The 26,958-nt window shown below is 63.4% G+C and carries 15 protein-coding genes, 1 tRNA gene and 1 pseudogene; 7 read left to right on the forward strand and 10 right to left on the reverse strand.

What is annotated here, in order from left to right; translation table 11 throughout:
* Positions 1 to 104: 104 nt before the first annotated feature.
* Positions 105 to 1,208 carry a hypothetical protein gene (locus HNQ71_RS13520; RefSeq protein WP_184873035.1) on the reverse strand — a complete coding sequence of 368 codons (1,104 nt, stop codon included), beginning with the start codon at positions 1,206 to 1,208 and terminating at the stop codon, positions 105 to 107.
* Positions 1,209 to 1,436: 228 nt separating this feature from the next.
* Entirely contained in the window at positions 1,437 to 3,251 is a 1,815-nt protein-coding gene (locus HNQ71_RS13525) for a methyl-accepting chemotaxis protein (protein ID WP_184873036.1), read from the reverse strand.
* Between the two features lie 190 nt (positions 3,252 to 3,441).
* Here HNQ71_RS13525 and HNQ71_RS13530 point away from each other — a divergent pair, with 190 nt between their 5' ends.
* The 3 genes from HNQ71_RS13530 to HNQ71_RS13540 all read left to right on the forward strand — a co-directional run bounded on the left by HNQ71_RS13530 (position 3,442) and on the right by HNQ71_RS13540 (position 6,188).
* Positions 3,442 to 4,356 (forward strand): D-alanyl-D-alanine carboxypeptidase family protein, encoded by a 915-nt coding sequence (locus HNQ71_RS13530; RefSeq protein ID WP_184873037.1) that lies wholly within the window; start codon positions 3,442 to 3,444, stop codon positions 4,354 to 4,356.
* A 542-nt stretch (positions 4,357 to 4,898) separates the two neighbouring features.
* Positions 4,899 to 5,819 carry a DUF1003 domain-containing protein gene (locus tag HNQ71_RS13535; protein WP_184873038.1) on the forward strand — a complete coding sequence of 307 codons (921 nt, stop codon included), beginning with the start codon at positions 4,899 to 4,901 and terminating at the stop codon, positions 5,817 to 5,819.
* Between the two features lie 292 nt (positions 5,820 to 6,111).
* Positions 6,112 to 6,188: transfer RNA gene (locus HNQ71_RS13540), tRNA-Arg, on the forward strand.
* A 53-nt stretch (positions 6,189 to 6,241) separates the two neighbouring features.
* On the opposite strand, the gene HNQ71_RS13545 is transcribed toward HNQ71_RS13540, so the two are convergent.
* From HNQ71_RS13545 to HNQ71_RS13555, 4 genes and pseudogenes are all read right to left on the reverse strand, one after another.
* Positions 6,242 to 9,691, reverse strand: a complete 3,450-nt coding sequence (locus HNQ71_RS13545; RefSeq protein ID WP_184873039.1) for a beta strand repeat-containing protein — start codon at positions 9,689 to 9,691, stop codon at positions 6,242 to 6,244.
* Positions 9,692 to 9,946: 255 nt separating this feature from the next.
* Positions 9,947 to 10,059, reverse strand: a pseudogene (locus tag HNQ71_RS35815) (LacI family transcriptional regulator); the annotation flags it as partial.
* Between the two features lie 107 nt (positions 10,060 to 10,166).
* Positions 10,167 to 17,222: an Ig-like domain-containing protein gene (locus tag HNQ71_RS13550; protein WP_184873040.1), complete on the reverse strand. Its 7,056-nt coding sequence runs from the start codon at positions 17,220 to 17,222 to the stop codon at positions 10,167 to 10,169.
* A 463-nt stretch (positions 17,223 to 17,685) separates the two neighbouring features.
* Complete coding sequence (locus HNQ71_RS13555; protein WP_184873041.1) at positions 17,686 to 18,798, reverse strand: LacI family DNA-binding transcriptional regulator; 1,113 nt, start codon at positions 18,796 to 18,798, stop codon at positions 17,686 to 17,688.
* A gap of 579 nt (positions 18,799 to 19,377) precedes the next feature.
* Here HNQ71_RS13555 and HNQ71_RS13560 point away from each other — a divergent pair.
* From HNQ71_RS13560 to HNQ71_RS13575, 4 genes are all read left to right on the forward strand, one after another.
* Positions 19,378 to 20,340, forward strand: coding sequence for a sugar-binding protein (locus tag HNQ71_RS13560; protein WP_184873042.1), 963 nt, complete (start codon positions 19,378 to 19,380; stop codon positions 20,338 to 20,340).
* Between the two features lie 105 nt (positions 20,341 to 20,445).
* On the forward strand, positions 20,446 to 21,984 hold the full coding sequence (locus HNQ71_RS13565) for a sugar ABC transporter ATP-binding protein (RefSeq protein WP_184873043.1): 1,539 nt from the start codon (positions 20,446 to 20,448) through the stop codon (positions 21,982 to 21,984).
* A gap of 56 nt (positions 21,985 to 22,040) precedes the next feature.
* Entirely contained in the window at positions 22,041 to 23,036 is a 996-nt protein-coding gene (locus HNQ71_RS13570) for an ABC transporter permease (RefSeq protein WP_095083296.1), read from the forward strand.
* A 121-nt stretch (positions 23,037 to 23,157) separates the two neighbouring features.
* The gene (locus HNQ71_RS13575; protein ID WP_184873044.1) at positions 23,158 to 24,057 is read left to right on the forward strand and encodes an aldose 1-epimerase; all 900 of its coding nucleotides are present in this window, start codon (positions 23,158 to 23,160) and stop codon (positions 24,055 to 24,057) included.
* 16 nt (positions 24,058 to 24,073) lie between these two features.
* On the opposite strand, the gene HNQ71_RS13580 is transcribed toward HNQ71_RS13575, so the two are convergent.
* From HNQ71_RS13580 to HNQ71_RS13595, 4 genes are all read right to left on the reverse strand, one after another.
* A complete protein-coding gene (locus HNQ71_RS13580; protein WP_184873045.1) occupies positions 24,074 to 24,289 on the reverse strand; it encodes a hypothetical protein in 216 nt (71 codons plus the stop codon).
* Entirely contained in the window at positions 24,286 to 25,041 is a 756-nt protein-coding gene (locus tag HNQ71_RS13585) for a COG4280 domain-containing protein (RefSeq protein WP_184873046.1), read from the reverse strand. Before HNQ71_RS13585 ends, HNQ71_RS13580 begins: the two co-directional genes overlap by 4 nt.
* A gap of 113 nt (positions 25,042 to 25,154) precedes the next feature.
* Positions 25,155 to 25,784, reverse strand: a complete 630-nt coding sequence (gene phnN, locus HNQ71_RS13590) for a phosphonate metabolism protein/1,5-bisphosphokinase (PRPP-forming) PhnN (protein ID WP_184873047.1) — start codon at positions 25,782 to 25,784, stop codon at positions 25,155 to 25,157.
* Positions 25,781 to 26,935 (reverse strand): alpha-D-ribose 1-methylphosphonate 5-triphosphate diphosphatase, encoded by a 1,155-nt coding sequence (locus HNQ71_RS13595; protein WP_184873048.1) that lies wholly within the window; start codon positions 26,933 to 26,935, stop codon positions 25,781 to 25,783. Before HNQ71_RS13595 ends, phnN begins: the two co-directional genes overlap by 4 nt.
* Positions 26,936 to 26,958 lie beyond the last annotated feature (23 nt).

Raw genomic sequence — 26,958 nt, forward strand, 5'->3', positions numbered from 1 at the left:
TCTCTCTGGCAGGAGCTTCAAATCCACCATGTTCCGCATGATGATTTCGGACACATCTTGGCGGCAGTTGGCGGAAATTTCAAATCCGCATTGATGCCGCGCACTCAGCCTGGAACAGGCTGGCCGATGCGCAGGAAGTCGCTGTCGAAGGGAACCTCCCAGGTCGAGTCACCGGCCGCCAGCCGCATGAGGCCGTTCGCCGTGGTGACCGCTTGCGGCGGCTCGCCGCCGGAGAGCGGTATGGCGCCGATGACATGGCGAAAGGAAACGCTGAGGCCCTCGCCGAGCGCAAAGGCGGTTGCCACCCCTTCACGCTTCAGCCAGTTGTCGCCGATCGAGGCGGCATGGCCGACGGAAGCGCGGCCGTCCTCGATGCCGAGCACGCCGCGATGGCGGCCGCTCCAGGGCGCGTAGTCGCGCCCGCCATTGCTGAGCCACAGCATGGTGATCGGCAGCTCGGCCGGGTTCTTCAGCACCAGCAGCAGGTCGCCTTCGGCCTGGCGCGCCAAGGCCGTCCAGCCCGGCCCACCATGATCGGCCTCGACCAGCGTGACGAAATCCTCGCGATGGTCGCCCATGCGGTATTGCGTCAGGTCGAGCGTGCCGCCGCCGGCGGCGGGGAAATGGCTGAGATCGGTGGACCGCCCCGGATAGGCCAGCATGAAGCGGCCGCGTGCGGGGTCCGGCTCCAGCGGATCGTCCAGCGTCGCGGCGAACCGCTTTGGCGAAAAGGCCAGCCTGCCGCCGCCCGTCATCGCCGTCATCGGGTGATGGGCGACCGAGATCGCGCCATGGCCGCCGGAAAACACATGCTCCTGGTAGAGGAAAGGATGGTCGTCGCGCAGCGTCAGGATCTTGTCGACCGTCGCGCCCATCACCTTGTGCCGCAAGCGGAAGCTGGCCCGCCAGCCATCGTCCGTCGCGGCGCTGTCGGTGACATCCCAGGCGCTGTTAGCCGGCCAGCCATGCAGCGGCGCCTCCTCGACATCGCTGCGCGAAAACGGCGCGCAGAGGAAGTCGCCGGACAGGCGGACGGTGCCCTCGGGCAGGTCTTTCGGCAGCGTCTCGCGCGGCTCGTCGATCCACGGCGCGCGATGCAGCGGTTTCAGCTGCCGCCCGCCACTGTCGACGACCATGTCGGCGATGTGGCCGACCGTGAGGTCGAGCGAGACCGAAATGCCCTTTGCCTTGATCGTGCTGATAGTCATTGCGCTCTCACCGATTCTGATGGGCGGAACAAGAACTCGTTCGGCGCGGCTTGCGCAAGCGCCGCGTGAGGCATTTCGCATCAGCGCCATCTTACCCTCCCCCTTGTGGGGAGGGTCGATCCGCATAGCGGATCGGGGGGTCTTCCTGGACCGGCCCCCTCCCCGTCGAACGATCTCCACTTCGCTCCGACCGTTCGCCGACCCTCGCCACAAGGGGGAGGGTGGCGCTTACTGCCGTTTGTATTCCCGCACCGGCGACTTGGTGCCGTCGGTATAGGTGACCTGCACCGACATCGACGTCACGCTGTCGGCAACCTTGATGTAGCCCTTGGCCTCGTAAGGAATGGCGTAGGGGTCCTTCTTGTCGCAGGGCGGTATTTCGAACGACTTGTCGAGCGCAGCGCCATTCAGGCTGTAATGCACCTCCTTGATGGCGCAGCGGTAGGACAGCATCTGGGTGAAATAGACCAGGCCGTGATTGCCGCCGGAGTCGAAGGCGATCCACGATGTCCAGAACTGGTCGAGGATCTGCTTGTCGCCTTGCTGGAGTGCTGCCTCCGGGTCGAAGCGGATGTCGAACGGGCCGGTCTCGCGGCCCCTGATGTCGTGATATTTGACGGCGATGGTGCCGGCCACGGTGCTGCCGGGCAGCTCGAAGCTCGGATTGGGCATCGGCTTGCCGGTGGTCTGGTCGTTGAGCGCCAGGAAGCCGGTGTCGGTGAACGGGCCGCTGTCGCCCATGCGCCAGGAGATGGCGGTCGCCGGCTCCGGCAGCGAGATGGTCATCGACCAGCCCTGGTTCGAGCGCATCGGCGTCAGCGTCGGCACGAAGCGGGAGGGATCGAGCACGTCGCCAAGTGCTGCCAGCCGGCTGCGGCTACGGTCCAGCCAGTCGGCGAGCTGGGTCTGGTCGACGAAATATTTGAGCAGCCCGCCATCCTTTTCGTAGGAAACGAATTTGGTCAGCGCCTTGGCCTCGTTGCGCTTGTCGGCCAGCGTCTGGGCGCCGAGGCGGCCTTCCGAGAACTCCTGCGCCAACAGGAAATGGGCCGGCGCGAAATCCGGATTGGCCGCGATGAAGGCGTTGAGCTTGTCGAGGCGCTGGGCGTCGTCGAACTGCAGGATATGCACGAGCTTGATCGACAGCGCCTTGCCCTTGTCCGAAAGGGCGCCGAACACCTCGCGGGCGCCGGCCTTGCCGTCCTGCACCCGAAGCAGCGTGGCAAAGCGCGTGTAGGGATCGATGGCGTCGACATCGAAGCCGGCGAAGGCGAGATAGGAGCGCCGCGCATTGAGCATGTCGCCCGACAGTTCGTAGACGCGGGCGTTGTGGTAGAACTCGTCCGGCCGCTTCGGCTCGGCGATCGCCCCGCCTTGCACGGCAAGCGCGGCAAAGCCCTTGGCTATTGTGTCGATCGAGGCGGCGATCTGCTGCGTCGTCGCCTGCAGCTTCTCGGTCTGGGCCTGCTGCTGCGCCTGGCCGGCGGCCAGCGTCTCGGTCTGTTTCTTCACCTCTTCGGCGGTCTTCTGCACCTGCGCCGTCTGCTGCGTCTGCTGCTGCTGGGTGGAGGCGATCTCGTCGGTGTTCTTCGCCACCGTGTCGGTCGACTGCTTGACCTCTTCGACCGTCTTTTGCGTTTGCGTGACGGTCTGCTCGATCTTGGCCACCTTCTCCGAGACGATGCCCATCGACTGCTGCAGCCCGGCCACCGCAGGCACCAGGCTGGCGATCACCCCGTTCTGCGAGTTGGTCTGCTGTTGCAGGCCGTAGACGCCGCCGGCGACGGCGGCGGCGCTGGTGGCGAAAATCAGGGCCGGCAGTGCCTTGGCCGCCAGCACCAGCCGCAGAACGATGGCGATGGCGATGATGACCGCCGCCACCGAGGCGACCAGCGCGATATAGGCGGCGAACGGCGCCAGCGGATTGAGGATGTCGGAAGCAGCACCCCCGACAAAGGCGATGCTGCCGGCCCATTTGCCGGTGCGGCTGAGTGATGCCTTGATTAGCGACGGCGCAGCGCCGCCAGCCCCGATATTCGTCATGCCCAAGCCCCCCAAGCCGACAGATGCCACGCCCCTTCCCACAGGAAGCGCGGTTTTGGCAAGGGAAGACAGGAAGCAGGCGATTTCGGGGCGAGGAACCCAAGGCCACGACAATCCTGGGTATGACCGCCATTAACCAGTTGGACGCAGCTGGCGGGTTACGTTAGCTTCGCCTCATCTCAGCAACAGCATGACCAGAACAGACTTGCCCTTGTCCAGCCCGCGTCCCCTGCCGCTCGTCCAGAGACTTTTCGCGGCCCTTGCCCTGTTGGCGCTGCTTGCCGGCTGCACGACCGTGACGCCGCCGGATGCCGTGCTGGCGGTGCCGGCGCCGCCGCAGAAATATGCCGCCATCGTCGTCGACGCCAAGACCGGCAAGCAGCTGTTCGAGGTCAACTCGACGGCGCAGCGCTATCCGGCCTCGCTGACCAAGATGATGACGCTGTACCTGCTGTTCGAGGCGCTGGAGTCCGGCCGGGTCACCAAGGAGACGCAGATCCCGGTGTCGGACCACGCCGCCTCGCAGCCGCCGACCAAGATGCGCTTCCGGCGCGGCGAGACCATCGACGTCGATTCGGCGATCCGCGCCATTGTCGTCAAGTCGGCCAATGACGTGGCGGTGGCGGTCGGCGAGTATCTCGGCGGCTCGGAGGAGCAGTTCGCCGCCATGATGACCGCCAAGGCGCGCCAGCTCGGCATGACCAGCACCGTGTTCCGCAACGCGTCGGGCCTGCCCGACGACGACCAGCACAGCTCGGCGCGCGACATGGCGGTGCTCGGCATGGCGCTGCATTCCCGCTTCCCGCGGCACTTCCACTATTTCTCCGAAAGCGATTTCATGTTCCGCGGCCGGCTGGTGCGCGGCCACAACGACATGCTCGGCCGCGTGCGCGGCGTCAACGGCATCAAGACCGGCTACATCAGGGCCTCCGGCTTCAACATCGTCACCTCCTACGACGCCGACGGCCGCCAGCTGATCGTCGTGGTGATGGGCGCCGACAGCGCCCGCCAGCGCAACGACCATGTCGAGGCGCTGATCCAGCGCAGCCTGTCGCCCGCCATGGCCGACACCAGGACAAGGCTGATGTTCGCCGAGCAGCAGTGAGGAGGGGTCCGAATTCGCGCCCGGCCACCCGGTGACGGATTGTCCTGTGAGGGCAATTGTGCTATAGATTCGCCTATGGTGCTGATTTGCGCCAACTGACCTACTGGGACCCGCCGCAAGGCGGGTTTTTTGTTGCCGTCGGCAACCACGCCGCTACGTCAGAGCGCTGCTGCGGTGCAGAAGTTTGTGTGATGTCGGCGGGGCAGCACCCCCCTCTGTCCTGCCGGACATCTCCCCCTCAAGGGGGGAGATTGGATGTCACGACTCCTTTCGCCAATACCCAACGTCGAAGAAAAAGTGCCGTGAGAGCAAACCGCCAATCTCCCCCCTTGAGGGGGAGATGTCCGGCAGGACAGAGGGGGGTGGGAAGGATCGCTACAGAACGAGCTTCCATCCCGCCGCTGCATTCTTCGGCCACGCCAGCCGCTGCCCCTTCCGATCGATCACAAGCGCTTGTAGTGCTGCGAAAACCGTCGCGATGCTGGCGATGTTGCGGCATAGGCGTATCGTCAAGCTGAGCACCACCCGCAGGAGCCCGCACCATGAGCACCGTCCCGAAAACGCCGGAGCAGGCGGCAGAAAACCAGAACGATGGCGGCAGCGAATATTTCGAGGCACCGACCCTTGGCGAGCACGAGGCCGAACATGGTTCGGACGAGCACTTCGAGGTGCCCGACGTGCCGGATTCGGAGCCATCGGCTCCAGGCGCATCACACGCCAAACCGAAGAAAAAGCCATCGGCTATCTCGGGCCGGAAATTCCGCAAGCGCGATCTGGTCCGCATCGACACGTTGCGCCCGAGCCTCGCCGACCGCATCCATGCCGACCATCCGGACCTGCCGCCCGGCGCCCGCATCAGCCGCGCCGAGCTTGGCCGCTACCGCATGCGCTACATGGAGGAGCTGCTCCAGCAGGAGCATGGCGAATTCTCCGAGCTCGACCGCCAGGTGGTCGAATCGATCGCCAGGCAAGACACCATTTCGGAAAACAGCGAGGAAGAGTTCGAGGAGCACCGGACATTTGCCGACCGCGTCTCCGACAACATGGCCGCCTTCGGCGGCAGCTGGTGGTTCCTGATCTCGTTCGGCACCGTGCTTCTGCTCTGGATCGGCCTCAACCTGCTCGAGGGCACGGGGGGCGCCTTCGATCCCTACCCCTTCATCCTGCTCAACCTTCTGCTCTCCTGCATTGCCGCCATCCAGGCGCCGATCATCATGATGAGCCAGAAGCGGCAGGAGACCAAGGACCGCCTGCGCTCCTTCAACGAATACCGCGTCAACCTCAAGGCCGAGCTCGAAGTGCGCCATCTGCACGAAAAACTCGACTACCTCATCTCGCGCCAATGGACCCGCCTGGCCGAAATGCAGCAGATGCAGCTCGACGCCATGCACGAACTGACCGGCGCCAAGAAGCCAAAGCGGGCACCACGCAGGCGGCGGGCGGTGAGGGGCGAGGCGGGGTAGTAGGGCGGAGCGCAGGTCGAACGGAAGGAGCGGTCTGAGGTCACCAGGCGCGTCTCCGGAAAGCTCCGGTTCCTCGCCCCCTCGAGTGGGGGAGAGGTGGCTCGGCGAAGCCGAGACAGAGAGGGGGAGGGCCATATACGATAAGCCGGCACTCGTGACAGGACCAACCCACCTCCCATCAAGGACGCCGCCAATCGCCAATTGCCCGTTGAAGCCAGCGCCTGCTTCCGCTAAGAAGCCGTGACTTGCCGGTTCACCGGCTGGTTCGTTTTCCGGATCGCCGGTCCTGAAAGCACCCGTAGCTCAGCTGGATAGAGCGCTGCCCTCCGAAGGCAGAGGTCACAGGTTCGAATCCTGTCGGGTGCGCCAGCAGCCTGAGGGTCCGTTCCAGGCCACCCATTCCAGCTTTCGCCCTTCGCCCCTCACATCACAACAAAATCCGCGTTGGTCATCGCCAAATTCGCCGCCACCGTCGCGAAATGCTTCGAGCCGCCTGCGGCATCGCCGTTGCTGTCGTAGTAGAGCCAACCGGTGTCGGTCGCGTAGATGATGTGCTGGTTGGCGTCTGTGGCGGTGCCGGAGGCGTTGGCGGTGAATTGGTCGGCGCTCAGCGTGCCGTTGCCGGCAAGTGCGGCGAAGATGGCGTGATCGAGCACGATGGTGTCGTCGTCCACCGAGAAGTCGGTGATGGTGTCGACATTGACGACGAGGCTGAGTGCGGTGGTGAAGAGGAAACTGTCATGGCCCTGCGCACCGGTCAGCGTGTCGTTGCCGCTGAGGCCGTTGATGATGTTGTCGCCGGAATTGCCGTTGAGCGTGTTGCCGGTCGAATTGCCGGTGCCGTTGAGGTTGCCCGCGCCGGTCAGGGTCAGGTTTTCCAGCTCCTGGCCAGAGAGGTTGAAGGAGACGGAACTGAAGACGCTGTCGGTGCCCTGGCCGTTGAGCTCGATGACATGGTCGCCGGCATTGTCGACCCAGTAGGTGTCGTTGCCGACGCCGCCTTGCATGGTGTCGGCGCCTTCCTTGCCATCCAGCGTGTCGTTGCCGCCCAGGCCGGTGAGCGTGTTGACGCCCGAATTGCCGGTCAGCGTATTGGCCAGACTGTTGCCGGTGGCGTTGATCGAGGCCGCACTGCGCAGCGCGACGTTCTCGATATTGCCCGTGAAGTGGTTGCCATTGCTGAGGTTGATCGAGATATAGCCATTGACAATATCGGTGCCGTCGGCGCCGGCGGTGCTTTCACTGACGATATCGCCGGCATTGTCGACATAGTAAGTGTCGTTGCCGGCCCCGCCATACATGCTGTCGGCACCTTCCTTGCCGTCCAGCGTGTCGTTGCCGCCCAGGCCGGTGAGCGTGTTGACACCCGAATTGCCGGTCAGCGTATTGGCCAGACTGTTGCCGGTGGCGTTGATCGAGGCTGCACTGCGCAGTGCGACGTTCTCGATATTGCCCGTGAAGTGGTTGCCATCACTGAGGTTGATCGAGATATAGCCATTGACGATATCCGAGCCGTCGGCGCCGGCGGTGCTTTCACTGACGATATCGCTGGCATTGTCGACATAGTAGGTGTCGTTGCCGATGCCGCCTTGCATCGTATCGGCGCCTTCCTTGCCGTCCAGCGTGTCGTTGCCGCCCAGGCCGATCAGCGTGTTGACACCCGAATTGCCGTTCATCGCGTTGGCCAGGCTGTTGCCGGTGGCGTTGATCGAGGCTGCACTGCGCAGTGCGACGTTCTCGATGTTGTCTGTGAAGTGGTTGCCATCGCTGAGGTTGATCGAGATGTAGCTGTTGACGATATCGGTGCCGTTGGCGCCGACGGTGCTTTCACTGACGATATCGCCGGCATTGTCGACGAAGTAGGTGTCGTTGCCGATGCCGCCTTGCATCGTATCGGCGCCCTCCTTGCCGTCCAGCGTATCGCTGCCGTCAAGGCCGATCAGCGTGTTGACGCCGGAATTGCCGGTGATGACATTGGCGAAGGAATTGCCGGTGCCGTTGATATTCGCCAATCCAGTCAGCGTCAGGTTTTCCAGTTCCTGGCCTGAAAGATTGAAGGAGAAGGTACAGTTGACAGTATCCGTGCCTTGGCCGTTCAATTCAACGACATGGTCGCCGGCATTGTCGGCCCAATAGGTGTCGTTGCCGGTGCCGCCGACCATTGTGTCGACGCCACCGCCACCGTCCATTGTGTCGGCGCCACCGCCACCGTCGAGAATATCATTGCCCCCGAAGCCGAGTAGCGTATCTCCGCCCTCGACAGGCTTGGCGAACCACCAGGGATCGTTGTTGTGTGCTCCTATCAAAACGTTGTCCAGGTTGTTCCCGGTGAGGGTATCCGCAAACCAGGAACCGACGAGATTCTCGATCGACGTTAATGTGTCTCCGGCAGCATCCCCAGCTGTGCCTTTACCCGTCATTAAGCTGACCACTACCGCCGATTCCGACGTGTCATAGAAAGCAGTATCGGAACCGCCACCGCCGTCGAGATGATCGGCTCCGATTTCACCGTGGAGACTATCATTCCCGTTGCCGCCATAGATGGTATCGTTGCCAGCATCGCCTATAATGGTGTCGTCGCCACCATAACCGTACATGATGTCATCACCGCCGACGGCTCGGCCGAAAGCTTGCTCGTCTCCAGTGAGAAAATTATTGTCTTCATTTCCCTGAACAAGGTCGTTGAAAGTAGCTCCGTCCTGAATGGTTAAGGAAAAGAAATCCGAGACAGTAAGATGAGGGGCACCATTAATAACAAGCTGCAAACCTCCTTGGTAGCCTGCGCTAACAAAAAGCTCACCACTATGTCTGTCGTAAGAAATATGAATTAAAATGGGTCCACCATATTGCGAAGATGGTGTGTCGAACGACAGTACATCATGATTGTCAATTATATTGTATTTCTGCATCGCCTTTTTTTGTGTAACATTTATGTCCACTTGTGAGGCGGCGTCGAAAGAAAAACCAAGCCAGTCCTTTCCCAGTTCAAAATCAAGTATAGTATCGTGCTCGTCTGTCGAACCCACTGCGCCGATGCTCAAGAAGCCGTCTTCGCCTGCGCCACCTGACAACTGAGCATTAGAATTGTAGTCGGCGTAATTATAATTATAATATATCTGATCGTTTCCATTATCGCCGAAAGCTGAATTTGCTTTTGCGTTTCCTCCATCTGGTATGATAATATCATTACCATCCCCACCATGGAGCCTATTCCCAGCTGATCCGTGGCTTGAAAGAATGTCATCTCCGCCATTGCCGAAAGCCTCACCGCCTGCATAGCTGGAGTAGTAAACATCATTAAGATTTCCAAACTGTATATTGTACCTAGCAACTTCTCCTACAAAAACTACCTGCTCGAAACTTGTTACTGAAAATATGCCGATATTCATAGTTCCGCTACCGGCCGCGAGCCTGAAATCATATGAGAAAACGTCCCCAACACCACCTGTGGCTCCTTCAACCTGCAGCGTATCAACGCCTCCGCCGCCAGTAACTGAGCCGTGTGCACGAAGCTGAGGTATCAATGCGAGACCACAAATATCGTTACCTTCCCCGAGGTCGACCACGTCGACGTCTACAATCTCTCCTCCACCAAACGCCAAGCTGAAACCGAAGATGTCGTCGCCCGATCCGGCATCGATCGTGTCGCTGCCCATAGCATCGGTGATGGTGTCATTGCCGGAGCCACCAAATATTACCGTGGGGCCAAACGATACGTCTCTGATATAATCGTCACCGTCACCGCCATATAGATAGCTACCGCCTCCTTCCATATAATCATTACCGCCCAGACCGAACACGGTGTCTCCATCGCTCCCGTCCAGGTTGTGGTCATCCCCATCGGTGCCGTAGATCGTTGCCGGCTGCGTCATCTCGTTTTATCCACCGCTGTATGGGATCGAATTTCAAAATGCAGACTGGAAGGATACAATTAGCTTTGGCTGCGGTAGTATCCAAGGCCCCTTGCTCTATATTTCAAGAACAATCTGCATGCCTAATAGGAACTACGACAAGCGCTGTCGACCTTAGGAATCAGGGCCCGGTAGGCGCTCTATAACGACCGCCAGAGGCTGCGCTTTTCTGGAATGCTCCAGAGTTACGATGAAGCCCTCCTCACCCTCATTGATCGCGATGCTGGCGCCGACTGACCAGCCGCCTTCGACCACCAGTTCCGGATCGAACGGAATGTCGCGAGCGCCCGGCGGTAGCCCTTCAGCCGGTCTTGCGCGGCCTGCATCCACGGCGCGTGAGGTGGCGACAGTTCCTCGTATCGACCGTCTCAGGGGTTCCGCCCACGAAAGCCCACCATCCCAGCTCCCCCGGATGGCGTCCCTCTGCCTTCGCCCCTCACATCACAACAAAATCCGCATTGGTCATCGCCAGATTCGCCGCCACCGTGGCGAAATGCTTCGCGCCGCCGGCGGCATCGCCGTTGCTGTCATAGTAGAGCCAGCCGGTGTCGGTCTCGTAGATGATGTGCTGGTTGGCATCGGTCGCGGTGCCCGTGGCGTTGGCGGTGAACCGGTCGGCGCTCAGCGTGCCGTTGCCGGCAAGAGCTGCAAAGATGGCGTGATCGAGCACGATGGTGTCGTCGACCACCGAGAAGTCGGTGATGGTGTCGACATTGACGACGAGGCTGAGTGCGGTGGTGAAGAGGAAACTGTCATGGCCCAGCGCACCGGTCAGCGTGTCGTTGCCGCTGAGGCCGTTGATGATGTTGTCGCCGGAATTGCCGGTGATGATGTTGTCGATGTGGTTGCCGGTGCCGTTGATGGAAGCCCCGCTGCGCAGGTTGAGGTTCTCCAGTTCCTGGCCGGAGAGATTGAAGCTGACGGAACTGTTGACCGTGTCGGTGCCCTGGCCGTCGAGCTCGATCGCCCGGTCGCCGGCATTGTCGACGAAGTAGATGTCGTTGCCGGTGCCGCCCTGCATCGTGTCGGCGCCGGCCTTGCCATCCAGCGTGTCGTTGCCGCCAAGGCCGATGAGCGTGTTGGCGCCGGCATTGCCGTTCAGCGTGTTGCCGGTCGAATTGCCGGTGCCGTTGAGGTTGCCCGCGCCGGTCAGCGTCAAGTTTTCCAGCTCCTGGCCTGAGAGGTTGAAGGAGACGGAACTGAAGACGCTGTCGATGCCCTGGCCGTTGAGCTCGAAGATATGATCGCCAGGATTGTCGACGAAATAGGTGTCGTTGCCGAGGCCGCCCCACATGCTGTCGGCGCCGCCGAGGCCGTCGAGGATGTTGTCGCCGCTGTTGCCGGTGATGTCGTTGATGGTCGAATTGCCGGTGCCGTTGATGTTGCCCGTGCCGAGAAGCGTCAGGTTCTCCAGCTCCTGGCCGGAGAGGTTGAACGAAATGGCGCTGTTGACGGTATCGAAGCCCTGGCCGTTGAGCTCGATGACATGATCGCCGACATTGTCGACGAAATAGGTGTCGTTGCCGAGGCCGCCCTGCATGGTGTCGGCGCTAGCCATGCCATCCAGCGTGTCGTTGCCGCCCAGCCCGAAGAGCGTGTTGGCGCCGGCATTGCCAGTGAGAAAATTGCCGGTGGAATTGCCGGTGCCGTCGATGTTTGCCGCGCCGAGCAGCGTCAGGTTTTCCAGCTCCTGGCCGGAGAGGTTGAAGGATACAGAACTGAAGACGCTGTCGGTGCCCTGGCCGTTGGCCTCGATGATATGGTCGCCGGCATCGTCGACGTAATAGATGTCGTTGCCGATACCGCCTTGCATGGTGTCGGCGCCCGCCTTGCCGTCCAGCGTGTCGTTGCCGCCGAGCCCGGTGAGCGTGTTGGCGCCTGAATTGCCAGTGAGAACATTGCCGGTCGAATTGCCGGTGCCGTCGATGCTTGCGGCGCCGAGCAGCGTCAGGTTCTCCAGCTCCTGGCCTGAGAGGTTGAAGGACACGGAACTGAAGACGCTGTCGATGCCCTGGCCGTTGAGCTCGAAGACACGGTCGCCGGCATTGTCGACATAATAGCTGTCGTTGCCGGTGCCGCCTTGCATGGTGTCGGCGCCGCCGAGACCGTCGATGACGTTGTCGCCGCTATTGCCGGTGATGGTGTTGGCAAGTTGATTGCCGGTGCCGTTGATGGACCCTGTGCCGGTCAGGGTTAGGGTCTCGATCTCCTGGCCGGAGAGATTGAAGGAGACGGAGCTGAAGACACTGTCGGTGCCCTGGCCGTTCGCCTCGATCACCTGGTCGCCGGCATTGTCGACAGTGTAGGTGTCGTTGCCGAGGCCGCCTTGCATGGTGTCGGCGCCGCCAAGGCCGTCGATGATGTTGGCGCCGGCATTGCCGATGATGGTTTGAGCGAATTCATTGCCGGTCAGGGTGATGGCGGTCGTGGCCGCAGCATTCTCCGTTGCCAGCGTCTCGATCTGCTGGCCCGTGGCAAGTGCATAGCTGACCGAGGTGCGGACGGTGTCGTTGCTGCCTTCGCCCGCCGCCTCGAACACCTGGTCGCCTGCGTTGTCGACGGTGTAGATGTCGTTGCCGGCAAGGCCATGCATGGTGTCGGCGCCGATGCCGCCATTCAGCGTGTCGGCGCCCGCCGTGCCGACCAGATTGTCGCCGTCGCCATCGACCCCGTGCACGGCGATGGTCACCGTACCGATGCTGCCGCCGGCGAGCGTATAGGTGAAGCTGTCGGTTGCCGTCGTGTTGCTCGCACCCGACGACGCGCCGGGCAGGTCGTTCAAGACACCATTCGGGTCGTAGTCGAAGGTGCCGTCCGCTTTCAGCGTCAACAGCGCGCCGGAGGCCAGCGTGATCTCGGTGCCGACATTGCCGGCGACGCCGTTCACGGCAGCGACCGAAAGCGGATTGTCGATGTCGACATCGACGCCGTCGCCATTGTCGGCGAAGACGTTGAAGCCCGGGCCGATCGCGGTCGCCTCGTTGGTCGAGAAGGAATCGACCGCCGCAAGCCCGGGGTCATCGATCGCCGCCACGTCTATGCTGACCGTGGCGACGTTCGAGGTCGTCGTTCCGTCACCGACCCTATAGGTGAAGCTGTCGGCGCCATTGTAGTTGGCGTCCGCCGTGTAGCTCAGCGATCCGTCGGCATTCAGCGTCAGCACGCCGTGCGACGGGCCGTTGACCAGCAGCGCCGTCAGCGGATCGTGGTCGGCATCGCTGTCGTTGGCCAGCAGGCCGGGCGCCGCAATCGTCAGCTGCGTGTCCTCGCTGGCGTTGTAGCTGTCGTTCGCGGCTACCGGCGCGTCGTTGACGGCGGTGATGTGAACCGTCGTCGTTGCAGTATGCGTCTGCAGGTCGCCGTCGAAGCTCACGGTGACCGTGCGGTCGGCGGCCGACGGGTCGGCGCCATTGCTGTTGGAATAGGTCAACGCATGCAGCAGCGTTTCGAACTTCGCGTTGTTCAGCGAAAGATCGAGAGTGACGGTCAGGTCATGTCCGTTCTGGCCATCGCCACCGGCCGCGATCGTTCCGACGGTTACCCCGCCTACCGTGACGACGCTGCCGGCGGTGAGGCCGTCGGAAAGCGAAACATCGCCTGACGTGTCGAAGCCAAGCACGTCCTCGGCCGCCGTGCCGCCGCCGGTGATCGAGATCGTAAGATGCCCGGGCTGCACCAGATTGTTTGAATCGTAGGTGTAAAAGATCGTCCCGTCGGCATCGGCCAGCGAAGCGGCGATGCCGGTGTCGAGATGCACTGCCGGCCCGTCCTCGGTGAAGGTCGCCGTGTCGCCGTCGAGAGCGGCGAAGGTCGGCAAGGCATACATGCCGGCATCGCGGCTGGTGTCGTTCTGGCCTTCGATCAGGCTGAATGCACCTGTCAGGCCGGTTGACTCGGACACGTCGCTGTCGGTCGCGTCGTTGGAGACAGGCGAGTCCTGCGTCGTCAGCACATATCCCGAGGGCGCCGTGAACTGCAGCTGATAGGAACCCGGCAGGAGATTGGTGAAATTGTAGTGCCCGTTCGCATCGGTGGTGGCGGTTGCCAGGATGCTATGCGCCGCGGATGTATCGACAAGTGAGACGGAAACGCCGGCAATCCCCGCCTCGCCGACATCCTGGCGACCGTTGAGGTTGGTGTCGTTGAAAACGAAATCGCCGACCGTGGCGGGCACGGCCATGCCGGCGTCCACATGGGAAATGTCGGCGTTTTCCACGAGGACGATCGTCGGCGCGATGCCCAGGGAATTGACGTCGCTATCGAGGGCGGCATCACCACCTTGGTTCGCCGGTGAGAAAATATGACCGTCGGCGTCGAACTGGACAGAATAGGCGCCATCCACAATGTCGGTGAAGGAATAGCCCCCATCCACACCGGTCGTTGTCGAGACGTTGACCGCGTTGCCGAGATGGTCCGTGCCGAGAAGGTGCACGGCAATTCCGCTCAGCACGGCACCGTCGTCATTGATGCCGTTGCCGTTTTTGTCGTCGAACGCGGTGCCGCTGACCCTGTTGTGATCGAGTCCGGTCAGCGCCAGCGCATTGCCTGCGCCACCGGGATTGCCCGCGGCATCGCTATAGGTTGCGCCGGCGACGCCGATGCTGCCATGCACCGCGTGGGGCGTGAAAATGGCCGTCCGCGTCAGGCCCGTGCCGGTGATCGCGCTGAGCGTACCGCCGTTGACGGTGACATCGCCCGTCGTGCCATCCCACGCGAAGGTCGAACCGGGGTCCTCGCTGAAGGTGAACGTGATCGTTGCCGATTCGCCGGCATGGATCTGGTCGCTATCGCTGGAGATCGTCAGGGTCGGAGCGCTGGTGTCGAGGGTGAAGTCCAGCGACGACGTTGCGGTGTTGCCGGCGGCGTCCGTTTGGCTTGCCACGATGGTGTGCTGGCCGTCGAGCAGGCCGGTCGGCGTGAAGGTCCAGACGCCGGCGCCGTTGGCTGTCGCCGTCTGGGCGATGGCATTGCCGTCGACGGAGAAATGCACGATGGCGTTCGCGTCACCCGATCCGGTCACCGTCGCGACATTGGTGATGGTGTCGCTGCCCGAAATGCCGGTATCGGTCTGGAGATGGTTGGTCACCTGCGGCACGGTGGTGTCGAGGGTGAAGGTCAGCGACGCCGTTCCGGTATTGCCGGCATTGTCGGTCTGGCTCGCCACGATGGTGTGCTGGCCGTCCAGCAGGCCAGTCGGCGTGAGTGTCCAGACGCCGGCGCCGTTGGCCGTCGCCGTCTGGGCGATTGGGTTGCCGTCGACGGTGAAGTGGACGATCGCGTTGGCGTCACCCGATCCCGTCAATGTCGCGACATTGGTGATGGTGTCGCTGCCCAAAATGCCGGTATCGCTCTGGAGATGGTTGGTCACCGCCGGCAAGGTGGTGTCGAGGGTGAAGGTCAGCGACGAGGTTCCGGTGTTGCCGGCGTCGTCGGTTTCGCTCGCCACGATGGTATGCTGGCCATTCAAGAGGCCGGTCGGCGTGAATGTCCACACGCCGGCGGCGTTGGCGGTCGCCGTCTGGCCGATGAGCGTGCCGTCGACGGTGAAATGCACGATCGCGTTGGCGTCGCCCGTCCCGGTCAGTGTGGCGGCGTTGGTGATGGTGTCGATGCTCGAAATGCCGGTATCGGTCTGGAGATGATTGGTCACGACAGGCGCGGTGGTGTCGATGCCGGTCAGCACGACATTGTCGAACAGCGCCTGGCCAGTGCCGATTTCGGTGATGATGACCTTGACGGCCAAGCCGCGTGTGGTCGCGTCAAGCGCGGCTGTGTTCAGCACGTAGTGCGCGACGCTGCCATGGGCCTGCACAGCCGATGAGGTGTCGTAGTCCTGCGAGGCGATCTGGATCCCGCCCGCGAAGACCTGCACCCGCACCGTGGTTCCGTTGCCCGCGTCGGCCCGGCTGCCCAGGTCGAACGCGACGCTGTAGCTGTCGAAGTTTCCAGGCGCGTTGACCGTTTGCGATACGCTGCTGTTTTGTGCACTCAGAAAGCCGATGTTGTTGCCGGCAAAGCCGGTCGAAGCGGCAGATGTCGGCGCAAACGCACCGAACGAGCCGGATCCGGTCCAGCCCGTCAGCGAGCCATTCACGGTATTGCCGGCGGTGTGATCGACACTGACGCCGGGGCCGGTGTCCGACAGGTCGATGAGCTGGAAGTCGCCGTTGGCGATGAGGCTGGCGATCGAGATCGTCGTGTTGCCGTTGGCGTCGGTCGCCATCACGAAATGATTGCCGGCATAGTTGTGGGTAAGATCGAGCTGCAGCGTTTCGCTGCCCCCCGAAGCGCGGGTGACCGTCAGAATATGGGTGCCTGAATTATACGACACGCCGGTGGCCGAACCAAAGCCGAGCAGTGAAATCGTGTCGGACGTGCCGAAATTCTTGAGCTGGTTGGCGATGTTCACGCCGGCGGCAAGCTGCAGCGCGCCATGGCCGAAGAAGTTGATGGCGCCTGAGCCGGCGGCGGTTGTGTTGGCCAGCGAAAGCGTGCCGCTGTAAACGGTGATACCGCCGGCAAAGCCGTTGGCGCCGCCCAGTTGCAGCGTTCCGGCGCCTCGCATGACGATGCCGCCGATGCCCTCGCCGTCCTGGATGACATCGTTGATGGTCGAGATCTGCCCGAGCGCCGTCGTGAAATTTATGGTCGCGCCGTGCAGGAAGATGCCGGAACCGGACGACCCGCCGCCGCCGCCGCCCTGGACCCCGATGCCCTGATTCGGGCCAGCCGCGCCCCCTTGCACCGCGCCGCCGGAGATCGTGCCTCCGGCGATGGTCAGCGTGCCAAACGTGTCGACGAAGATGGCGCCGCCTGCTCCCAGGCCGCCGCCGCCACCGGCGTACCCGGCATGGCTGAAGCTTCCGACGCCGCCTCCACCGGCGCCCCAGCCGCCATTTCCAGGCACATTGGGAGCGCCGGCAGAGGGGGTGGCCGCGCCACCGCCGGCGCCGAAGCCGCCACTTGCGCCACTGCCGCCAGGGCCGGAGCCAGTGCCGCCTATGCCGCCTATGCCGAAGCCGGTGCCATCGTTGAGGAAGCCATTCCACAGGCCGCCATTGGCGAAAGTGCTGCTGATACCGCCGCCATTGCCGCCGATTGCCCGGTCGCCGGTGAAATCGACATTGCTGATCGTCACATTGGCGCCGGCGCCGACGAACAGGCCACCGCCCAGCCCGGCGCCGCCGCCGCTGCCATTGCCTTGCCACACGCCGCCAGTGCCGCCTCTTGCCGTGGTGTGGACGATGTCGAGGTCGTTGATCGCGACGGTGCCGTGCTCGATGACGAAGCCGCCATAGGTGTTGGCGCCGTCAATTGTCTGGCCATTGCCGTTGATCGTCAGGTTTTCGCCCGCCGTCAGGAACAGCGGCGTCATATTCCCGCTGAGCGTGAAGCTGGTCGTGAAATTGAAGATGTCGGTCCCGGCGCGGCCCGCAATAGCGGTGATCGCCGCGTTGAGGGTGGCCTGGTCGGAGATCGTGAAAGTGGTCATCGTCGTCCCTCGTTAGCGGTCGTATCGACGCCCGGCTGGGATGGCCGGGTTCGCCGCGAAAATTGATCCGGTGGGTTTAGCCGCCGACCCCGGTCGGCAAGAGGAATGCGCCAACGCGCCGCGTCCTGGACCGCAGGCGCGCGCCCCGCCATCCGAAAAGACATGCCGCTCAAGCGTCATCCGCCCTCGTGCCCTGCTTGGAGCCTGTCGACAGGACACAGCTGTCCGCCCGGATGCCGCGCCGAGGACACGCGCATCCGTTTCAAGCACCAAATTCTTGAGGCAACCCAAACCCAACCGCGGCGGACGCTAGGTCGGGACTTGCTCGCGGTCAATTCGCGGCATTTGACTATTTCTGGGCGGACTTTTGCGTGGTCGCGGACAACCGGGCAGCGAAGGCCCTATCGACAATGGAAGACCGGAAGCGCGTCGCCTGTATCATCTTCAAAAGCGACGCGCCTTTTTAGGACGCGGCCGCCACCGCCCGCACACTCTCCCGTTCCACCAGCGGGCATTCCAGCTTGGTGATAGGATAGCGTCCTCGCCCAGGCGCCGCCGGCGCCTCGAGCTGTTCGATCGCCCATTGCCCCATTGCCATGTGCGGCAGGATCGAGGTCGTCAGCGGCGGGAACAGATGCCGGGCGATTTCCTCGTCGTCGTAGCCGACGACGGAAATGTCTTGCGGGATGTGCAGGCCGGCTTCCTTCAGCGCCTCGTAGCAGCCGATCGCGGTGCGGTCGTTCTGGCAGAAGATCGCGGTCGGCCGGTCCTTCAGTGCCAACAGCTTGACGGTCGCGGCATAGCCGGCGCTGGCCGACCAGTCGCCCTCGACCACCAGTTCCGGATCGAAGGGGATGTCGGCGGTGGCGAGCGCCCGGCGGTAGCCCTTCAGCCGGTCTTGCGCGGCCTGCATCCACGGTTCGCCGGTGATGGTGGCGATGCGACGGTGGCCGTGGCTGATCAAATGGCGAGTGGAGTTTTGGCCGCCGGCGATCTCGCTCGGCACCACGGCCGGGAAGGCATAGTCCGCCGTATAGCAATTGAGCAGGATCACCGGGATGTCGAGGCCGTAGAGATAGTCGGGCGCTGTTATCTCGCGGGTGAAGATGGTCATGTATATCAGCGCCGAAATGCCCCGCTTGGTCAAGGCGGCGATGGCGCGCGGCTCCATGACGGAATCGCCCAGCGTCTGCGCAACCAGGAGCACGTTGCCGGCGTTCCACGAGGCCTGCCGCGCGCCTTCGATGGCGACCACGGCTTCGGGGCTGGTGGCAAGCTGGTCGACGGCAAAGCCGATCACCCCGTCAAGCCCGTCGAACGAGGCCACGGGCGCCCGCAGGGCAGAGAAGGCCGGCGCGGCATAGCCGAGGGAGCGCGCGGCCTCGATCACTCGTTCGCGGGTCTGCTGCGACAGCTTGATGCCTGGCGAATTGTTGAGCACGAAGGACACGGTCGCCTGCGAGCAGCCGGCGGCCCTGGCGATGTCGGTCATGGTGACGCGGCCCCTGGCGCTCTTCGCCGGCGGCTTGCGCCGTTTCGCCGTGTCGAGGGTTTCCGGATCCGTCGTCTCGCTCATGGCATCCCCAATGCTAGGCCTGTCTAGCGGCAGCCGGTCAGGCCGACAAGATGGCGCGACATTATCGATTTATAGAAATCGCCAGAGAAACTTATATCTATTAGTGATCTCGAGGTCCATTCTTTCACGCAGTGCGACACAGTCCGAATCCCAAAGATCATAAGGCCCGGGTCCCAGGCGCAGGCGATACGCCGTCTTGCCGGCAGGTGCGCCGCGAAACCGCAATACTGCCCGGGAAGAGCTCAAAAACTAATACTGTTTACTAATACAAAAATGCGCTGTACCGTCAATCCATCGCATCCGGCCCGATCGGTCCGGGAGCGGTGGGAGTGCGTGAAAACAGCCCGATGGCGAGCGGATACTATCACCGCAAGCTCTGTCTCGGACAAGTGATATGTCTGACAAATCGGACTATTTACGAACGAAGGATGAGTCTCTAAAGTCCATGATCGCAGCTGGATCGACGCCGTTGTTTCGGCGCCGGGACCCTTTGAGGAGGAGGGCGTCCAAGCTGCAGACGGCAAATTCAGGTGACTTGGATCGGCCAGTCGAACGACTGAGCCAAACGGGAGGTTGAATATGAAATCCTTGATACGAAATGCATCCGTAGCCGCAGCGGCGCTGCTCATCGGCCTGACGGCGACGGCCATCGCACGCGCCGACGACAAGCCCACGCTGGCCTTCGTCGTCAACGGCGCTTCCGATTTCTGGAAGGCCGCCGAAGCCGGCGTCAAGAAGGCGCAAGGCGAACTGCCGGACTACAATCTCGAGCTCAAATATCCCGAGCAGTCCTCCGTCGCCATCCAGCAGCGGCTGATGGATGACCTGGTGACGGCCGGCGTCAAGGGCATCATGGTCTCGGCCGTCGATCCCAAGACCTCGACCGACGGGCTGAACAAGATCGCCTCGCAAACGGCGCTGTTCACCACCGACAGCGACGCCCCGCAGACCAAGCGTGTCGCCTATATCGGCTCGTCCAACGTCGATGCCGGCAAGCAGGCGGCCGAGATCGCCAAGAAGGCAATGCCCGATGGCGGCAAGTGCCTCGGCTTCGTCGGCCTGCTCGGCGCCGACAATGCCAAGGAGCGCATCCAGGGCATGAAGGATGGTCTGGCCGGCACCAAGATCGAACTCATCGACGTGCGCGGCGACGACATCGACCAGGCGCGCGCCAAGAAGAATGTCGAGGACGCGCTGGTCGCCAGCCCCGACGTCACCTGCATGGTCGGCTTCTATTCCTACAACACGCCGCGCATCTATGAAGCGCTGCGCGACGCCGGCAAGCTCGGCTCGATCACCGTCGTCGGCTTCGATGACGATCCGATCACGCTGGGCGGCGTCAAGGAAGGCACTGTTGCCGCCACCGTCGTGCAGCAGCCCTTCGAATGGGCCTATCAGGGCATGAAGCTGATGGCTGCCTATCTCAAGGGCGACAAGTCGGGCATCCCGGAGGGCGGCCTGATCATCATCCCGACCAAGATCATCGGCAAGGACGACGTCGATGCCTATGCCGCCAATCTGAAGGCGATGTCCGGAAACTGAGACTAGGCAATTGCGCCGGTCCGGGGTTCGCCTCGGGCCGGCATTCGTATTGACGGGCCGGCGAAGGCCGGTCAGTCTGTAGCCCACCGGCTGCTGTCAGGCGTGATGAATTATTCCGAAACATCCATAACGGCGTCCACCCCGTTCCTCACGCTCGAGAACGTGCGCAAGACCTATCCGGGCGTCGTCGCGCTCGACGGCTTCTCCATGGAGGTCAGGCCGGGCGAGGTCATCGGCCTGGTCGGCGAGAATGGCGCCGGCAAATCGACCTTGATGAAGATCCTCGGCGGCGTCACCAGGCCCGACACCGGCACCGTCACCGTCGACGGCATCGCGCATGACGGGCTCTCGGTCGAAGCCAGCCTCGGTTCGGGCATCGCCTTCGTCCACCAGGAACTCAACCTGTTCGACAATCTCGACGTTGCCGCCAACATCTTCTTTGGCCGCGAGCCGTTGCGCGCCGGCGCACTGAAGCTCGTCGACCGCGCCCGGCTGCGCACCATGGTGGCGCCACTCCTGAAGCGCGTCGGCGCCAATTTTTCGTCCGACACGCCGGTGGCCGCTCTGTCGCTGGCCCAGCAGCAGATGGTCGAGATCGCCAAGGCGCTGTCGATCAAGGCAAGGCTGGTCATCCTCGACGAGCCGACATCGAGCTTGCCGCTCGCCGAAACCGACAAATTGCTCGACGTCATCAAGGCGCTGAAGGCCGACGGCATCAGCGTCATCTTCATTTCGCACCGCCTGCATGAGGTCGAGCGTGTCGCCGACCGCGTCGTCGTGCTGCGCGACGGCATGTTGGCCGGCACGCTGCAGAAGAGCGCCATCAACCACGACCAGATGGTCAAGCTGATGATCGGCCGCATGCTGAAGGAGCGCGAAAAAGCCTCCGAGGCCGCGCGGGCTCCCGGCGCGGTCGCGCTTGCAGCCAAGGCTATCCGCACCCCTGCCTATCCCAGCCGACCTGTCGATCTCGATGTCAGGCGCGGCGAAATCCTCGGCCTTGCCGGGCTTGTCGGCTCCGGCCGCACCGAACTGGCGCGGGTGTTTTTCGGCATCGACAGCAGGCTTGGCGGCACGCTCGAGCTTGGCGGCAAGCCGCTTGCGCTGGGCTCGGCGGCGGATGCCGTCGCCCACGGCATCTTCCTGGTGCCCGAGGATCGCAAGCTGACCGGCATCCTGCTCGACCTTTCGATCGCTGAGAATATCTCGCTGCCCAATCTGCCGGCGCATGCGCGCCGCTCGCTGGTTTCGACAAGTGCCGAGACCGCCACCGCCGAAAAGCAGAAGAGCAATCTCGGCATCAGGGCGCCGTCGGTGCAGACACGCACCGGCACGCTGTCGGGTGGCAACCAGCAGAAGGTCGTGCTCGGTAAGTGGCTGGCCATGAACCCGAAAGTGATGATCCTCGACGAGCCGACGCGCGGCATCGATATCGGCGCCAAGGCGGAAATCTATGGGCTGATGCGGGCGTTGGCCGACGCGGGCGTCGCCGTGCTGATGATCTCCAGCGACATGGAGGAGGTGATCGGCGTGTCCGACCGCATCGCCGTCATGCATGAGGGCCAGATCTCGGGCATTCTCGACAAGGACCAGTTCAGTCAGGAAAACGTGCTGCTGCTGGCGGTGGGCAAGCAGCCGAAATAGTTTGCCGTGGGGTCGCGGGAAGCGCGATCTGCTCAGGCGGCATTGGGGAGAAGACGATGAGCAAGAAAGATCTCGGCCTGCTGATCCTGATTCTGGTGGTCGGAACGGTGGTGGCGATCATCAACCCGCGCTTCCTGTTGCCGATCAATCTCGCCAACACCTCGAACCTGATCGGCCTGTTCGGCATCCTGTCGATCGGCCAGGCCTTCGTCATCATCACCGGCGGCATCGAACTGTCGGTCGGCTCGGTTGTCGCGTTGCTGGGAACGCTGTTCATCGACTTCATCGCCGTGCGCGAGTTGGATTGGCCGCTGGCCTTCGTGCTGATCATCGCGCTCGGCGCCATCATCGGCCTGGTGCATGGCTGGCTGATCACGCGGCTCAAGCTGCAGCCGTTCGTCGTCACCCTGTGCGGCCTGCTGATCTATCGCGGCGTCGCCCGCTTCTACACCGCCGACGGCACTGCCGGCTTCGCCTTCGGCCAGAATTTTCCTGACCTGGAATTCCTGACGGCCGGCCGCTCCTGGGGCGTGCCGAACAGCTTCATCGCGCTGATCGTCATCTCCATCGTCATGTGGGTGGTGCTGCACCGCTCGGTGTTCGGCCGCTATCTCTACGCCATCGGCAAGAACGAGGAGGCGGCGAAATACTCCGGCATCCGCACCGGCCGCGTCGTCATGGCCGCCTATGTCATCTGCGGCGTGCTGACGGCGCTGTCGGCGATCTATTTCGCCATGTACACGCGCTCGATCTCGCCGGCCAGCCATGGCCAGTTCTACGAGCTTTATGCCATTGCCGCGGCCGTGCTCGGCGGCTTCTCGCTGCGCGGCGGCGAGGGCTCGCTGATCGGCGTCATCCTCGGCACGGTGCTGCTGCAGGAGCTGCAGAACCTCGTCAATCTGCTCGGCATCCCGTCCTCGCTCAATTTCGCGGTGATGGGTGGCGTCATCCTCATCGGCGTGCTGGTCGACCAGCAATGGGGCGTGTTCCGGGCAAGGCGGCTGATGGTCGACGCCGCTCGCAAGAACGTGGCCGGTGCGGCCGCTGAATAACCGCCAGCCCCGGCATAGCTGTATTGATGAAATGATTGCAGCCGTGGTGTTCTTCTGCGATCCACTGAACACGCATATCGGGCCAAATGCCTGATATCGATCGGCGGATGGATGGCAGGCGATGGGTGTAATTCCTGAACCGTTGACGCTCAGGGCCGGGGCGCTTGAGGTCGACCTCGTGCCGCGAATTGGCGGCAGCGTGGGCGCGCTGCGCTGGCGCGGCATCGATCTCATGCGCCGGCTTTCCGACGACGATCGGCAAGCGGGCAACGTGCTTGGCGTCGCCATGTTCCCGATGATGCCCTACGCCAACCGCATCGCTGGAAATGCCTTCGAGTTCGCAGCCAAGCGCTGGCGGGTCCAGCCGAACAATCCCCCCGAAACAATCAACGTGCATGGCAGTGGCTGGAAACACGCGTGGACCGTCGCTGAGGCGAGCGACGCCCGGGCAACGCTGTCGCTGGATATCGCAGCCGGCATCGACCCCTACTCCTTCCGAGCGACGCAGGCTTTCGTGGTGTCGGAGGAAGGCCTCGGCGTGACCATGACGCTGACCAACACCGGGCCGGTTTCCATGCCGTTCGGTTTTGGCCTCCATCCCTGGTTCGATCGCGACCCCGACGTCACATTGCAGTTCGAGGCGACGCGGTTCTATCTCGAAGAACCGCTGGGCATCGCTGGCGATCCGATCACGCTTGCACCTGAACTCGACTTCGCCGGCGGCCGGCCTTTGCCCGCCGGCTGGTGCAACAATGACTATGGCGGTTGGACGGGTGAGGCGACGCTTCGCTTTCCCCTGCGCGGCGCCGGCTTGCGCATCAAGGCCGATCCCGTCTTCAAGCACCTGATGTTGTACGCAGACCCGACGAAGCCATATTTCTGCGTCGAGCCGCAGACCAACGCGTCCGGCGCTTTCAACCGGGGCCGATGGAACGATCCGGATGAGGGCATCATCGTGCTCGCCCCAGGCGAAAGTGCGGCTGGCACCGTGTCGCTGATGCCCTTTGCGCTTGGGGCCTGAAGCAACAGCGCCAGCGCTACCGATTGGTCCCGCGTGCGGCGCGGCGAACGCTTTGCAACAGGATGGCGAGGCAGCCCACCAACAGCAGGGAGCCGCCGAGCAGCGGCGGCAGCGTCAGCAGCTTCACCGCCGCCGTGATGAGGGCCACCAGGACCAGAGCCAGCAGCGCCAGACTGCCGTCATCGACGAACATGCCGAAGAATTCCTTGGCGGCGAGCCGAATGACGTTCATCGGGCGAGCCCTCCGCTGAGCGTGGGATAGGCAGCGCGCAGCCAGCGCACCATGGCAAACGACGCCAGCGCGACGATGGCGAAGATGGCGACCAGGGCGAGATCGGCGCCTGGCCAGTCGGCGCCGATGCCCTCGCCGGTCCAGAAGATGCCGAAGCTGGTCAGCATCAGCCCGACGACGAATTTGAGCGCATTTTCCGGCACGCGCGCCAGCGGCCGGTGGACCGCCAGGCCGATAAGCATCACCAAGACGAACGCCGCCAGCGCGCCGAGGCTGGCGTAAAGCGTCTGGCCGTGTGCCGCGCCGACGGCAATGACGATGAACACCACCTCGACACCCTCGAGCAGCACCGCCTTAAACGACGCCAGCCCAGCGAGATAGTCGGCGCGGCGGTCGTTGGCCTGCCGGTGCAAGGCGGCGGTTTCCTTGGAGAAGGCCGCCTCCTCGTCATGCAGGGCGATGACGCCGACGCTGCGCAGGATGGCCTTTCGCAGCCAGCGCATGCCGAACAGGATCAGCAGCACCCCGACGACGAACTGCAGCGTGGTGATGGGTACGAGCGCCAGCAGCGGGCCGAACGCCAGTACCAGGGCCGCCAGCAGCGCCAGCGCCAGTGCGGCGCCGGTCAGAGCGGGGCGCCAGCTGCGCGTCACCCCGACAGCGAGCACGATGGTGAAGGCCTCGACGACCTCGACGAAGGAGGCCAGAAATGCCGCCGTGATCGTCGAAAGGATGGGTGTCAGTGTCTGCATGGAGATTCTTCCTGAAGGTCGTTGCCTCGGGATCGCGATCCAGCATCATGATGCGGTCAGCACCATACAGCGCTCCAGTGGCAGCGAAAAAGCAAGTGGAGCGCTATGGCTCTCTAGATCAAGCCCGGCATGTCGGAGAAGGCCATTGCCTTGCGCAGCACCTCGGCGAAACGCTCTCCGGCCGCCTCGCGCGCGCCGCTATTGTCGATCGAGGTGACATCAGGTCCGGACAAGGTCACATTGGCGCTGCGCGCCAGCCGCGCCAGCACTTCGCCGCGCGACTCGCGGCCGCGCATCGCCAGCCGCTCGGCCAGCACCTCCGGCGAGGCGGTGATCTCGACAATGGCCAGATTGGCATAGCGCTCGCGCAGGACCGGGATGATCGCGCGCGACACATTGGCGACGGCAACACGGCCATTGGCGACCGACCAGTCGACATCGGCCGGGATGCCGTAGCGCAAGCCATGCGCCTCCCAGGAGATGGCGAAGGCGCCATCCGCTTCGGCCTCGACGAAGGCGGCGTCGGCCAACGTGTCGTGATCCTCGCTCGCGGCATCGCTCGGCCTGGTGATGACGCGGCGAACGAACTCCAGCCGGGTCTCGTCGGCAAAGCGGGCGCGGGCGTAGCCGATCACCGTATCCTTGCCGGCGCCGCTCGGGCCGACGACGGCGACGAAGACGCCGTCGCGGATCGGAAACGTCTCGGCGGACAATTCGCGCTCGATCAAGGCCGATACCATCATGCGACCCGGCGTCCCTGCCGCCAGACGGTGCGCACGACCGGAACATGGTCGTCGACACGCACGCGCACCAGATCGGCGCGGCGGCCCTGCTCGATGATGCCGCGGTCGGTCAGGCCAACCGCTTCGGCCGGGTTCTTCGAGACCATGGCGACCGCCTGCGGCAGCGAAATGCCTTCGACGACGTCGCCGAGGAAGAACGCCGACTGGATCAGGCTGAAAGGAATATAGTCGGACGACAAGATGTCGAGCAGCCCGTCGCCGGCCAGCGTGCGGGCCGAGACATTGCCCGAATGCGAGGCGCCGCGCATGACGTTGGGCGCACCCATCAAGACGCCGAGCCCGGCCTGTTTCGAGGCCCTGGCGGCTTCTTCCGTGGTCGGGAACTCGGCGACGCGCACGCCCTGTTCGATCGCCTCGTCGACATGGCCTGTCGTGGCGTCGTCGTGGCTTGCCAGAACGATGCCGCGTTCGTGGCACGCGGCGGCGATATGGACACGGTTCGGCCCCGAATTCCTGGCCGATTCCGCCATCCGCTTTTCGCAGAACAGCTTGAAGTCGCGGTCGGTCAGTTTCAGTTTGCGCTGGTAGTAGTAGGCATAGGTTTCGAGGTTGACGAACTGGCGCTGGCCGGGGGCATGGTCCATCAGCGATGCCAGCTTGACCCGCTCGTCGCCGTCGAAATTGGCGAAAGCCTTGAGGCAGTCCGGCGCCGAAACCTCGCAGCGCAGATGGATGAAGTGGTCGGCCCGCAGACGATCCTGCTGGACACTGTCCTCGATCGCGTCGGCCAGCTTGCGGATGTCGTCGGATGTCAGGTCGGCGTCCTCGTCCATGCCGACGCGCAAGGCATCGAGCACGGTGGTGATGCCGGCGGTCGCTACTTGCGCGTCATGGGCGAGCACGGCGGCGATCGGGTTCCAGCGCACCTTCGGCCGCGGGGCGTAGTGGCCCTCGAGATGGTCGGTGTGGAGTTCGACCAGCCCGGGAATGATGTAGTCGCCGCCCATGTCCTCGCCGGTCATGTTCCCGCCGGTGTGGCCGATGCCGGCGTCGATGCCGGCGACAAAGCCGTCGCGCAGCACCAGCGAACCCTCGACGATCTCGTCGGCAAGCACGATGCGCGCGTTGGTAAGAACAGTTTCGGCGGTCATTTCAGGCAGTCCTTGTGTATTCC

The organism is Mesorhizobium sangaii, assembly GCF_014207355.1.
GTDB lineage: Bacteria > Pseudomonadota > Alphaproteobacteria > Rhizobiales > Rhizobiaceae > Mesorhizobium > Mesorhizobium sangaii.

Bases quoted from the DNA above. Each gene is read 5' to 3' on its own strand.
- HNQ71_RS13520 (WP_184873035.1), bottom strand. From the start codon at position 1,208: ATGACTATCAGCACGATCAAGGCAAAGGGCATTTCGGTCTCGCTCGAC.
- HNQ71_RS13525 (WP_184873036.1), bottom strand. From the start codon at position 3,251: ATGACGAATATCGGGGCTGGCGGCGCTGCGCCGTCGCTAATCAAGGCA.
- HNQ71_RS13530 (WP_184873037.1), top strand. From the start codon at position 3,442: ATGACCAGAACAGACTTGCCCTTGTCCAGCCCGCGTCCCCTGCCGCTC.
- HNQ71_RS13535 (WP_184873038.1), top strand. From the start codon at position 4,899: ATGAGCACCGTCCCGAAAACGCCGGAGCAGGCGGCAGAAAACCAGAAC.
- HNQ71_RS13545 (WP_184873039.1), bottom strand. From the start codon at position 9,691: ATGACGCAGCCGGCAACGATCTACGGCACCGATGGGGATGACCACAAC.
- HNQ71_RS13550 (WP_184873040.1), bottom strand. From the start codon at position 17,222: ATGACCACTTTCACGATCTCCGACCAGGCCACCCTCAACGCGGCGATC.
- HNQ71_RS13555 (WP_184873041.1), bottom strand. From the start codon at position 18,798: ATGAGCGAGACGACGGATCCGGAAACCCTCGACACGGCGAAACGGCGC.
- HNQ71_RS13560 (WP_184873042.1), top strand. From the start codon at position 19,378: ATGAAATCCTTGATACGAAATGCATCCGTAGCCGCAGCGGCGCTGCTC.
- HNQ71_RS13565 (WP_184873043.1), top strand. From the start codon at position 20,446: ATGAATTATTCCGAAACATCCATAACGGCGTCCACCCCGTTCCTCACG.
- HNQ71_RS13570 (WP_095083296.1), top strand. From the start codon at position 22,041: ATGAGCAAGAAAGATCTCGGCCTGCTGATCCTGATTCTGGTGGTCGGA.
- HNQ71_RS13575 (WP_184873044.1), top strand. From the start codon at position 23,158: ATGGGTGTAATTCCTGAACCGTTGACGCTCAGGGCCGGGGCGCTTGAG.
- HNQ71_RS13580 (WP_184873045.1), bottom strand. From the start codon at position 24,289: ATGAACGTCATTCGGCTCGCCGCCAAGGAATTCTTCGGCATGTTCGTC.
- HNQ71_RS13585 (WP_184873046.1), bottom strand. From the start codon at position 25,041: ATGCAGACACTGACACCCATCCTTTCGACGATCACGGCGGCATTTCTG.
- phnN (WP_184873047.1), bottom strand. From the start codon at position 25,784: ATGATGGTATCGGCCTTGATCGAGCGCGAATTGTCCGCCGAGACGTTT.
- HNQ71_RS13595 (WP_184873048.1), bottom strand. From the start codon at position 26,935: ATGACCGCCGAAACTGTTCTTACCAACGCGCGCATCGTGCTTGCCGAC.